The sequence below is a fragment of the Bradyrhizobium sp. MOS001 genome (assembly GCF_004634465.1).
GTDB classification, from domain to species: domain Bacteria; phylum Pseudomonadota; class Alphaproteobacteria; order Rhizobiales; family Xanthobacteraceae; genus Bradyrhizobium; species Bradyrhizobium barranii.
On sequence record NZ_SPVJ01000031.1, the window covers coordinates 85,835 to 98,170 of the forward strand.

The 12,336-nt window shown below is 60.7% G+C and carries 6 protein-coding genes; 1 reads left to right on the plus strand and 5 read right to left on the minus strand.

The window, feature by feature from the left end; translation table 11 throughout:
- Positions 1-45 precede the first annotated feature (45 nt).
- The 3 genes from CT676_RS29475 to CT676_RS29485 form a co-directional block, all read right to left on the minus strand.
- Complete coding sequence (locus tag CT676_RS29475) at positions 46-1,353, minus strand: DUF2130 domain-containing protein (RefSeq protein WP_135215946.1); 1,308 nt, start codon at positions 1,351-1,353, stop codon at positions 46-48.
- A 334-nt stretch (positions 1,354-1,687) separates the two neighbouring features.
- Complete coding sequence (locus CT676_RS29480) at positions 1,688-3,115, minus strand: UvrD-helicase domain-containing protein (protein WP_135215938.1); 1,428 nt, start codon at positions 3,113-3,115, stop codon at positions 1,688-1,690.
- Complete coding sequence (locus CT676_RS29485) at positions 3,105-4,829, minus strand: ATP-binding protein (protein ID WP_135215939.1); 1,725 nt, start codon at positions 4,827-4,829, stop codon at positions 3,105-3,107. The genes CT676_RS29480 and CT676_RS29485 overlap by 11 nt, the downstream gene beginning before the upstream one ends.
- A gap of 366 nt (positions 4,830-5,195) precedes the next feature.
- Here CT676_RS29485 and CT676_RS29490 point away from each other — a divergent pair, with 366 nt between their 5' ends.
- Positions 5,196-10,340: a hypothetical protein gene (locus CT676_RS29490; RefSeq protein WP_135215940.1), complete on the plus strand. Its 5,145-nt coding sequence runs from the start codon at positions 5,196-5,198 to the stop codon at positions 10,338-10,340.
- Between the two features lie 183 nt (positions 10,341-10,523).
- Here CT676_RS29490 and CT676_RS29495 read toward each other — a convergent pair whose 3' ends face one another.
- The gene (locus CT676_RS29495) at positions 10,524-10,760 is read right to left on the minus strand and encodes a hypothetical protein (RefSeq protein ID WP_135215941.1); all 237 of its coding nucleotides are present in this window, start codon (positions 10,758-10,760) and stop codon (positions 10,524-10,526) included.
- 567 nt (positions 10,761-11,327) lie between these two features.
- A complete protein-coding gene (locus CT676_RS29500; RefSeq protein WP_135215942.1) occupies positions 11,328-12,128 on the minus strand; it encodes a class I SAM-dependent methyltransferase in 801 nt (266 codons plus the stop codon).
- Positions 12,129-12,336: the final 208 nt, after the last annotated feature.

Consider the following 12,336-nt stretch of genomic DNA (forward strand, 5'->3'; position numbering starts at 1 on the left):
GCTGATCGAAATCAAGGGGAGGAGCTTGAACTTTGTCAACGCCCACTATCCCACTTTCCGTTGAAAGTCGGTTGCATCTTCCAACAAGGGCATGTCTAGGCTCGGGATCTCCGGCATCGCCTTGCCAGCGATCGCTTGCAGATCGCCGACCATGCCGACTGTGGAGTCAAGCACAGACAGAATCTGTGTTTCTCGCTTGGCCCACTGACGCCCCATGAACTTACGTTCCTTGTCGAGGTCGTCCCGCATATCGTTGAATTTTTCAACGACGGCGTCCACGCGTTGCCTAAACTTGGTACCGGTCAGATAGTGATAGACCTGCTCCATCTTCGTTTGCTGGCCCTGCTGGACCAATCGTGAGCTGGTCACGTCAATTAGACCTTGGCGGAGCGCCACCGCCACCGGGAGAGCACAACGAGGATGAGCGACCCAAACGCCCTCGACCAGGTCGAATTGCTCGACATGCTTGGGTAAGGCTTGAGAGACAATCAGGGCCACATCGGCGCCTGATCGGCGCTGGTCGTCCCGCAATTTGGCGAGCCATCCATCACTCCAGGCCTTGGTGCGCTTAGTTTCCCACAGAATGATGCCGGCAGGCTGGCCGATAGCTCCGTTCACCTGCTGCATTACATCTGCACCAAGCTCACCTTTGCCGATGGGATCGATGGAGTCTGTCGGAAAGCGTCCGCGCAAAAGCTCCTCGAGCTCAAGTTCCAGAACCTCGCCTTGTGACTGCTGCGACCCTTGCTCCGCCTTGCGCTTCAGTTCCTCGATCGTCCGCGCCATAGATTCAATGGTCTGATCCTTCTCCGCGACTCGCAACCGGGCTGCCTCGTCGGCCTCCTGGCGGGCTTTGGTTTGGATAGTCTCGACGGAAGCTTGCACGCGCTTTTCAATCGTCAAATCCAGCTCGCGCTTCTCTTCATCAAGTGCCCGTTGCTTACGCATTAGCTCAGCCTGTGCCTGCTGGGCTTCCGCTAGCTTGACATTGTTGCTCTCAAGCATCCGTTGCAGCTCTGCAACTTCGTTCACCCGCGCCTGCAGGTCTGAAGCCACAGCGTCCCGTGCCTTCTTGGCCTCGGCAGCGGCGACTTGCCTGCGTTCGGTCTCCAGCCGTTGCTTGATCTGCTCTTCGACGTTAGCTCTTGCTTTGACGACTTCGTCTTCCTGTTGTTGCAATTCGTCAGCTTTGCGAGCGAATTCCGTCTCTTTCGCAGCAAGCTTGGTTTGGAAGCCTCGTCGCTCGGCTTCCAATAAAGGTGCTGCAATTGACTCCGTAAGCGGAATTTGGTGACCGCACTTGGGGCAGGGGATGTGAGGTTCGTGGAGGTGTCCAGCCATAGAAATAGTCATGTTCCTGTTTTGTTCATTTTGGCTGAGTCTGATGTTTCGGTCAACTGTGAGTTGGATCAATCCCCAAGAAAGCTCCAATCGCCGCCCCTACTTCCAAAAGCTGATCAGTCTCGGTACTGGAGCAATGCTAGGTCGCGACAGCTCGTCGGTTTCACGTCTTTTAGACTTTCACCGGCATCCCCTTGTGCTTTCCTCAATTCACTTTCCTGCCGCGTTCCTCGGCGAGACCACCAGCGGCGTTGCTCAACACTTCACTCTCGACCGGGCTCTTGGAGCTGATTCTCCTGGCGTTCTCTCCCGGTGTGCAACGAATTTGGTCAAACAAGAAGGGTGCCTAGGTTCTGGCAACTGGATGCAGCTTCTTTGACTTCGAGCAGATAATGAGGGACTTCGAGCCGCGGGTCATCGCCACATAAAGATGGCTCGCACTCATCTGCGAGACATCCAGTATAACTGCAACTTCCGCCTCCAGACCTTTAAGTGTAAGCGTGCTACCGACGCCGCGTTTCGGCAGCGAGCGTCCGCCCATTCGGTTCTGTTCTCGGGCACGCAATGCCGCATCATGAAGGGATGTCAGAGAGGCTGAATCGGCTTCGTTGAGCGCGCGGATGCAGGCGCCAAGCACAAGTGGTCGGTGTGAACGAACGCCTGGCCGCTTGCTTAGCTCAGAAAGGAGAGCAGCCGCATTTGAATAGCTTCGGTTCACCTGGAACTCGATAGCAGCTTGCTCGACCTCGTTCGGCGGCTTTTTTGCGCGGCCGGCTGTGATTGTCGCGAGACGTGAGATCATGTCCGCACCACCCACGTTGGTCATCACGTCTTCCGCAAACCCGACGAGCTGGCTCAGTGCATCCGGTGCATTGAGGTCGAACTTTTCGGCGAACTGGACAAAGTCTTTCAGATCGACGCTCTCAACCGTGACGGCGCCTGGCGTTTGGCTTGCGAACCGACGTTGACTTGGCGGGCTCTTACTATCGCCGATTATGAGGACTCGCCCATTATCATCTGGCGCTGTGGTGCGTGCCGCGCGTAAACGTCTTTCGTGATCTTCGGTCCCGTCGAGATGAACCCAGGTGACGTGCTTGGGCGCCTTCGACAGGTCGATACTCTCTCCAGCTGCCAGTTGTGCGCGGACATCAAGAAGCCAACGGCCGAGGACCTCGGTGCCAGCGTTTTTCCATCGCCAGGGAACTGAAAGTTCACCCGACGGTGGAAAGTATTTGCAGACGTGGCCGTCCCACTCAGGCATTTTTTCATTGAAGTTGAATACGGTCTGCAAAGGGTCGCCGAGAACGCAGGTAGGCAGCGCCCGTGAAGAGTAGTAGGCAAGGGCGTGCTGCGACATAGTGCAGTCCTGGTATTCGTCGACGAGCAGGCGTGAAAAGCTGGCGGCGAGGGTGTCATCGACGTGACCATGCTTTACGAGCTCTACGGCCGCCTTTCGGATCGCCGGATAGTCCGTCGTTGGGTTGCTGATGCGGAGGACGCTTGGATTCAGGCCGCTGCGCGTTGGAAAGGTCGAGGTTAGCCTCATTGCCCAGCCATCCATCGTGAGAACACGGTAGGCGCTGGTCGGTACACCAAGTTGCGTCAGCCTGGTGCGAAGGGCTATTACGCCGGCGTTGGTGTGTGTAAGAATGAGAACCGGCTTTTTGTCTTCATGGCGAAGCAATGAGGTCGCAATCAGATGGGTCTTTCCGCAACCGGCCGGAGCTGTAACGGACCCCCTGCGAATGGCGAATAAATCCACCTCAGCGGTCATCGGAAATCCACTTGAACACCTCAGCAATCATATTGCGGAGGCTTGGGTCGGCTTCCTCCAGGGCGGGGGCCACGATCTCCCGAGCCGCTTCTTCCATCCAGCTCACAGACTTGAACCAGCCGGACCTGCGAATGCTGGAGGCATTGCCCAGAACCTCGCGCATCTCCGCCGTGAGGTTGTCGAGAAAAAGCTCCGTGGAGATGCCGTTGTAGCTGTGGTTTCCGCTCGATACGGTGTTGATATGGTCGTCGACGACCTTCTCCGTGTGCAGCTCGACAGCCAGGTCAAGGAGCTTCTGCACCGAGGCGTCGGGCAAGCTGTGAAAGAGCTCTTGCTCAAGCTTTCGCTTTCCGGCCCATTTCGAAACGATGCCACCGCCATCGAGGAAAAGCTTCTCCTCAGCCGAGTCCGGCTCCTTATCATCATCTCGCAGAACTCTGACGGCGTACCCGAGCTTCAGGAACGCGTTGGCTCGTTTGTGAATCTTCTCGACACCGCCTGCGTCGACCAGGGCGACACCGTGAGCAGTCAATGACGGCTGCCCCTGGTTAACTCTGTACTGGTCGACGCCCCTCAGCAAGCCAACTTCGCTGGCGCCCTCGCAAACGATGACTGTGGGAGCGAGGAAGGCTTCAGGATTCGCCCTGATAGTGCTCTGAATATCGTCGGCATCGCCAACGGACTTGATGTCCACCGCGCCGGCTTTTTGCCGGACCACCACGAGCTGTCCGCCAGACAGCTCCCGAAGTGCGACAGGGGAATGCGTGGAAACGAATGCCTGGAGCGGGGCAACCTTTTCCTTGCTCCCGATAGAATCGAGAAGACGGTGGATTCGGTGCGGCTCCAGCCCATGTTCCAGTTCGTCGATCAGAACAATGCTTGCGTCACTTGCCGCCATCCGCTGCAAGCCCGCGATGAGCAGTCGCGTGGAGCCGACGCCGAGGCCGCGAAGCGGTATCCCGTGCTCGTTGTGGAGCGAAATGGTGCCCCCGCCGAATGAGACGGAATGCGCATCGAGCATCGCCTTAACTTCTTTACCGACGGGGATGCCAAGATAGGACGCAACGCTTTTCACCATATCCAGTGTCCCGATGAGCTGCGTTCCAGCCTTATCGCCGAACGCCGACCTCGCCTCGCGAGCGGCCTTTGCCAGCGCCGCGGTCACGTCAGCCCGTTCTTCCGACAGTTTGTTGAGGATGGACCCACGCCGCCACACGAGGTTGCCTTCAGCAAGGGCGCCGAGGCGCGTTGGCGAAATTGCCTGTCGGTCGGCCCATGAAAGGTTGCGGGATTGCCCCTGGTCTGCAGCCCGCTGGGAGACGAGGGTCCATACTGGCTCAAGATCGCTGCCGATGGTCAGATTGACCGTCAGGGCCGTTTCTGTCCCTTTGCGTGGTTCATCCTCAACAGTCTCGGTGCTCGGGTCAAACGCGCGTAGATAGAGCCCGTATGCCTCGATGTTTTTCAGGCGGTCCGATAGCGCGCCCAAGGTGCAGGAGACGGAGACAGGCTGTTCAACGTCGAGCTTGTGGAAGTCGGCGTCCGTGAATTGCGCGAATCGCCGCGCGCCGAGGCAGTAGTCGATCGCATCGAGGATGGTAGTCTTGCAACTGTCGCCAGGACCAATCAGGCAGTTTATGCCGTCCTTGGGTGCCCACTTAAGCGACCTGATACCTCGAAAGTTCTGAATCTCAACAAGACGAATGCGAACCACTGCCCTTCCCCCCAGAGCAGTATAGCTGTCTGCTCCGCCAATAATACCGGCGCGCAATACCGCCGGTCGCCATTACGCCCTAACACAACCTACTGTGTTCTTCGCGCAACGTAAGGGAAGACTTTCGAACTAGGCTGCAGCCGCCAGAAGCCTGTTCGTCTTGCTTTCCTGAGTACGCGAAGTTGAAGGATTTGGGGACGGCCTCAATGAGCGCGCAGCCAAATCCTGATGGACGCTACTCGGCAGAAAGCGGTCAATAATGGGTATTGCCGCCCGTTATGATCTGCTATCTCGAGACGTGCCCAAGGTTGCTGACGGAGGGCGGGATCACCGAGCTATACTCACGGAATGCCGAGCGACGAACCCATGGAGGACGAGAAAAGGGGATCCAGTCCGGCATCGCGGGGCGGGGCAGGGGTCTATATTGAGGGCGAGCTCGGGGCATTCTACCTGCTCGCTATGCTGGCCGGAACAGAGGCGCGGGGGATGCCCGGCGCGAGGATTAGCCGGGTGCGCTTCCAGGGGGCCGACCTCGGCTACGCGCTTGATGACCTGATTGTATGTGGCGTTAGCCCGTCGGGCGACGAGCTTCTCGAGATTCAATCAAAGCGGGAGATCTCGTTCTCTCCGAAGGACATAACGTTCCAAGAGGTCGCCGAGCAGATCGCGCGGAGTTCGCGAAGCGACGTGCCGGAGGATCGGCATCAGCTTGCAGTGGCCACGCAGCGCACGAGCAAAGCGATATCCGGTCCGTACCAGGACGTGCTGCTCTGGGCGCGCAGGTCGGCATCCAGCGTTGAGTTCTTCGATCGGCTCGCCGCCAAGGGAGTGGCGAGCGATTCCATGCGAAACTTCGTCGCAACGTTCCGCTCGAACCTCGTCGCCGCTGCCGTCGAAGATAGCGATGACGCCATCTGGCGACTTCTTCGGAGGTTCGCAATCCTCGAGTTCGACTTTGAGTCAACCGCGCCACTGGCCCGGACGCATGCGCTGTCGGTCGCGCGTCAGGTGCTTGCTGACGAGGATGTCTCCCGCGCTGGTTCGCTGTGGAGCGACTTGATTGAGATATCAATCGCGACCGCCAAGTCCGGCGGATCGATTGATCGGCACGAATTGCGCGCCAAGCTAGTGGATCGCGGATTCCGTCTGGCAGGCGACCGGGACTACCGGCCGGCGCGCGCGAGGCTGGCGGACATGGCCCGTATGACGCTGGCGGGGATTGGCACGGCGGTTGCCGGTGTGCACCTCACCCGTCTCGACACCGTCGCTGCGTTAGACCAAGCGACGGGGGAGCATCGCTTTGTGGAGCTGCGCGGCGGACCCGGCGTGGGGAAGTCCGCGGTCCTTCGTGGGGCTGCCGAGCGGGTCGGCCGTGAGGCTCAGATCATCGTCCTCGATCCGGTCTCAACACTCGCCGGCGGCTGGCTGGCGTTCGCCCAGGCGGTTGGCATTCCCGGTACCGCCCACGAATTCCTGAATGATCTTGCCGTCAGTGGTGGCGCCGTCATACTCATCGACAGCCTGGAGATGTTCGCCGACCTCGCGCGGCAGCGTACAGTGAACGATCTGCTCCGCGCGGCCAGTGCGGTTGACGGCTTCACGGTCATCGCGACGGCACGCGCCGGCTATGGTGATGCCACCGACTCGTGGATCGCCGACGACATAGCCGAAGCATTCGGCGGCATCTATGCGGTGGAGGTCGGAGAACTCACAAACGACGAGGCGGCGTTCCTGGTCGACACGGCGCCCGAGCTTCGCGCGCTTTTGGCATCCGGTCACCAAGCGGCCCGCATCGCGCGCAATCTCTACCGGCTCTCGCGTCTTCTGAAGGCACCAGCGTCCGCGGACATCCGGACTGAAGCAGCGCTAGCAAGGCACTGGTGGAGCAGTGCGGACGATGCCCAGAAGGATGTTGTCAGGCCGGCGCAGCGAATTCTGGCTGACCTCGCAGAGAATAGCCTCGCAGGGGAGCTCGAACTGGAACTGCGTGCCGATTCCGCCGCGCGTTCGCATCTGACCAGTTCCCTAACGCTGAGGGAGGTTCGTCGCGACCAGCTAGGATTCTACCACGACGTGCTCCGCGATTGGGGAATTGGAAGCATCATCGACGAGGATTACAGTCGGCTTGCGAGTCTGGATCTGTCGGCTCCCGTGTCGCCGCGCGTCGCCCGCGGCATCGAATTCGCGGGTCGGCTGGCGCTGGAAGCACGGCAGGAGTGTGCTGCCTGGCTCGACCTGCTCGACCGGCTCTCGCTCGCCGGCGCCCACAGCTCGTGGCGTCGGCAGGCGCTGTTGGCAATAGTGCGGTCAGAAATCGGGTTCGAACTGTTGGAACGTTGCAGCGCGGCGCTCCTCGCCGACGGCGCCGCGCTCTTCGCCGAGCTGAGCAGAGCGATCACGGCGGTCGAGACCGTCCCGACGGCCGATCTCTACGCAACGATGAAGGTAGGCACCGAAAAGCCAATTCCGCGATCGCTTCGCACCAACACGACTGGCTCGGGCGTATGGCTGCTACGTTGGGTGCTACAGCATTCGAAGGATATCCCGATCCAGGCGATTGGCGCCGTCATTGATCTAATCGAGATTCAGCTCCAGCTGCTGGTAATGGTTCCTACGCTCGCTAGTCCAACCGCCTCCATGTTGCTTCACTGGCTGCGGCAGCTCGATGTGAGGGAAGCTGAGGTTACAATCCCGACCGATGCGGCGGCGGGGCGTATGGACAGCAACGAGCGCCGACGCATGATCGAGGAACTGCGTACCGTCGCGCTGCTGCTCTCCTCGCACGCTCCTGAGGATACTAAGGCTTACCTGCGAGAGGTCACGACCGAGCGGGATTCGTACAAAGTGAAGGCGATCCGGTTGATGAGCGCGCCGCTCGCTAAGGTCGCGCCTGCCGAGCTCGCCGCGCTGATCACGGCCAGCTTGAACGAGAAGCGTGAACATCAGTCGCGCTACGGGGACGGGAGTGAGCGCACGTTCAGCCTTGCTGACAGCGACTACCTGCCGCCATCGCCGGCGCAACCGCCTTTCCTCGACCTCCTCACCTCATCTCCGCAGTACGGCCTCGCACTGGTGCGTGAGCTCGTGAGCGCCGCGGTCGAATTCCACGGTGATCGAACCGAGCCCGGCGAAAACGGATACACGCTCGTCTTCGACGATGGCCCACATTTCTTCGCCTGGACCGACACCTATTTCTGGTCGCGCGACCAGGCTCGTGAGTACTCGGTGGCATCCTGCCTGAAGGCCCTCGAGGCTTGGGGCCACGATCGCCTGGACGCCGGCGAAAAGATCGACGCCGTCGTCGCCGACATCCTCGGTCCGCCCGGAGGCTGTGCTGCCTATCTCTTGGTCGCCGTCGATCTCCTCATCTCGCACTTCCCCAAAACCCGCGAGGCTCTGGTGCCGTTCCTCGCGTGCCCGGAGCTCCTAGCTGTCGAAAGATTCCGCGGTGGGCACGACCAGATCGACCACGACGGTCGCTTCGGGGTCGGGGACGAACCGTCTGGTCGCGTCACGCTCGCCGACCTGCGGGCAAGACCGTCTCGCAGGGCCACTCTCGAGAGAGTGCTTCCCGCCTACCTGTCCGATGATGCGGCCACCAGGACTCTGCGTGATCGGCTGGGAACCGCGGTGAGCACGCTCGAGCGGTATGGGGAGCACGCTGGCTTCGGTGATCCGGCGTTCATGGGGGCCTATGCCCTGAACCTTCTCGATGTCGCTAACTGGGTCGATATCGAGGACGGGCGCGCCTACCGCTCCCCGCCCGAAGAGGCCGCGCACCTAGCGCGGCTGACCGGGCGCCACAATGAAATGACCAGCTCAAGCGAGCTGGAGGCGCGTATTCAGCTCGCCATTGACGGTTCAGAGCATGCGACGCCGGAGACCGCCCGCGATGCCGTCGCGTATGCTGGCGGGGAGCTGCCAAAGGACAGCGACACGGATGCGCTGAAGTCGCGATCGACGCGGCTTATCGCCACCGCGATGCTAGTGGCGCGCGATGGTAGCGACGATCTCCTAGACACGCATGAGGCCTGGGTGAGGGAGGTCATAGCGCGCGCCCTCTTCGGGGAGTCGGACCGCTCTTCCAGATCCGGTAAACTGCTGCGGTTCAACCGGCCCGCACTCGCGATCCTGGCGCTGTTCCATCTGTGGATTCGCCGGCAGTCCAAGTCCGATCGCGAAGCGCTGGTCGCCACCGCGAGCCGCCGTGATCATGGCGGCCTCACGGCCTTCGCTGCGGCGCTTGAGAGGATCGTCGAGACCGACCCGCGACTTTTTAAGGCGGCCATGCGCGTCGCTTTTTCGGCTTGCCTGTGGCGACGGCCCCCGTGGGGCGACGACGAAGCCTTGCAGAAGAGGTTCGAGGACGAGCGGGCCGCAGCGACCGAGCGCGCCGTGGCCGCGGACATCGTCTGGCTCGACGGTGGAGATGAGCCCGCCTGGCCGGCGTTTCCCGACGAGAGGCCTATCTTGCGGCATACATTGCGTGTTGCGGTGCCCGGCCCCGAACGACCCGAGGACGAGGCCGAAGAGCCGGATGGCGTCGTGCACGGTGGCGCGGCGATCCACGCGGACGCTCAGACCGCGGCACAATGGCTGCGGTTGCTCAATGGCGACCATGCGAAGAAGCTAGACTGGGGCGCCGAGATCGTCGCGGCCTATTCCGACTGGACTGCGGCGATGAACGGGCTGGGCCTCCCGGCTGAGGCGGAGGTAACTCGTTCATCGAGCGAATGGAACGAACAGTTCTACCTGCTGTACACCGCGGCGCTAATGGACGCCTCTGGTGAGCGCTTCGACTCTAAGATGAAGCTCGTCACGGACCTGCCCGATAATTCTTTCTCGAAAGTCGCGGAAACTTTGATCCACGCAGCCGACGTCATGTACTTCAATGATCCGACGCGGTCACCTGCGCGGCCCGTCGTCTTGCGGGCGCGAATGGGCGACCGCACCATGTCACTCCGTCGGTGGCGGGCGTTTGTCCGCTCGCCTGGCGACATGTCGATCGACTTCGACACGGGGGGCGTTGTCGCGAAGCTTCTCCTCAACACGCATGACCCCTTCCGTGTTACCAAGAGTTATCTCGTCTCGGCAGTGGCCGACCGGTTGGATCCGCTGCTTGATGCCATGCGGCCGCTGCTCCCCGGCGGTCCGACCACCTTCGTGGCGCTCTGCACAATGAATATGCTCCTCGTGGCGCCTCGATCTAGGCACCTAGATTTTCTGCTCACCGCAGTTGAGGCCTGGTTCGAGCGCTTACCCACCCACGGGGGCCTTTGGATATCCGTCGGCATCGGACGGAAGGTCGTAGAATGGTTCGAGGCGGCGATCGCAGAGGAGCCGGGCATGCTCGGACCTGCTCACGCGCAGCGTGAGCGCATCGACCGCGTCCTCGGTAGACTGGTCGGGGTCGGAGTCGCTGAGGCCCACGAGCTGGAAAAGCGCGTGGAGCAGGCAGCTGCCACCGACTCCCCATCGCATGGATTGTTTAGGCCGCGGCCACCGGAGTGAGTGCAGGGAGCAGTCGGTCAAGTCAGCTCACGGGAACCTTCAGGCGGCCGGAAGCGCGCGCCGCTGATGTTCCTCAACAACGACGGCAGAGCTGCGCGCCTTCAGCACTGTCGCGTCCAGTAGGTCAGCCCACTGCTGAAGCATCTCGCGTTCTTCCTGGTGTTTCTGCCGGTTATAGGCCGCTCAGGTCTTATCAGCCGGCGTATGCGCGAGGCATGCCCCCACCACATCAGGGTTCGCGTGCCGGCTCTTGAACCAAGTGCTGAACATGCAGCGAAAGCCCTGGACAGTGGCGCCGTCGACCCGCAACTTTTCCATCGCGCGGTTCGGCGTTCCCTCATTCACCGGCGAATTTGGCTTGATGCGATGCGGAAACAGATATTCGCCTTCTGAGATTTCTCGCAAGTGATGCAGCATCATGACGGCCTAGCGGAAGAGAGGGGAACCCAGTGCTCTCGTCGGGCCTTCACGCGAACTGCTGGGATTGGTCCATGTTCCGCCGGAGCCGAACAAGCATTCAAGCTAAGGCGGCCCGATCCATCGCGACAGACGATTTATTCAGACGGTGTCTAAGCGCCGATACTGACTGATAAGACTTGGTCACAATGGAGTCGGTTGGTGTCCTGATAGGGTCGCAAACGGAGTCCGTTCTTCAAATGATAAGGTTTCTAACAAAAGCTTATCAGTCTGACGAAAAGCTTATTAGTAAGGCACGATATGCAGTCGCCAGTCCGCTTTTTTGATGGCCGAGGCTCGTTTGGCCTCCGGAGGTAGGTGGGTCGTCTGAGTTCGTGCGCTATTTCCTTTTGAGGGTTGTCGTATCCGATGTCGGCTTCTGGGAGGGATGCAGACGAAGGATACGAAGGATACGAGAATACCAGTAGGCACTTATTGACCCTGAGCTGACCTCGCTCATCGGTGACAATTCCGAAGGCCGCTGCGCTGTTGAGGGAACGATTCGGGTTCAGGACCTCGGAAGAGATCGAGTCAGGGAACGTTGCCACGGCAGGCCCATGCGATGTTTGCAAAGGATCGCGGGCCATCGGGCCGTCCGGCCTCGTAGGCATCGCGCACGGCGGCATCAGTGCGCGCTCGCTCCGCTGCGTCGAGCGCTGCCACATACTTGCCGAGCGGCCCTTCACCAGCGGCAATCGGAGCCCAATAGTCCGCAAAGCTTTGGTAGTCCATACGGATCATCAGCTCCATTTCCGCAATGTCCACGAGACCCTGTTCAGCAAAAGTCCGTCTCAGTTCGCCCGGCTGCATCATCGGTTGAAAGCAATAGCGACTGCGAAGCTGGCGCCCGCTTTCACCGAGTGCCGCCACCGTGTCGACCATCATGCGCATTCCGGGCATGCCGCCGAGATGGTCCCAAACCGCTGCCGCGACCACGCCGCCCGACCGAACGGCGCGGCGCATCTCGGCTACTGCCTTGCCGGCTTCGGGAACGAAGTGGAGCACGAGAAGCGCCAAAGCGCGGTCAAACGTGCTGTCCTGGAAGGGCAGGGCGCAGGCATCCGCCTGTTGGATTTTAATTCGCGGGTTTGTGTTGCGCCGGATTACCTCCTCGACAAAGATTGGCGAATAGTCGACCGCGGTAATCTCGGCGAGGTCGGCGGCTTTGACGAGCGTGAAGGTCAAGCTACCGGTGCCGCAGCCGATCTCGAGAATCCTTTCGCCGTCGGAAACCCCTGTGAAGTCGATGAATGGCCGCGCCAGTCTTCGGCTCCAGCGGCCCATGAGCTGCTCATAGCCCGCGGCGTTGTGGACGTTGAATTCTGAGGTCATCGACGTCTCCGTGCGCTTCCCAGATTTTTAGATCTCCACGAGGTGGCTACACAGTCGCTAACACAATCGCGTTGCGATCGCGGCGAGAACGCCGTGCTGCTTGCTCTGTGATGCGTATGAGAAGATCCGTCACGGCGAGCTCCTTTTGAGGGCTACCATGCCTCATCGAGGCCGAGTTGCCCAAACACCTCGCGACGAAGCTCAACGA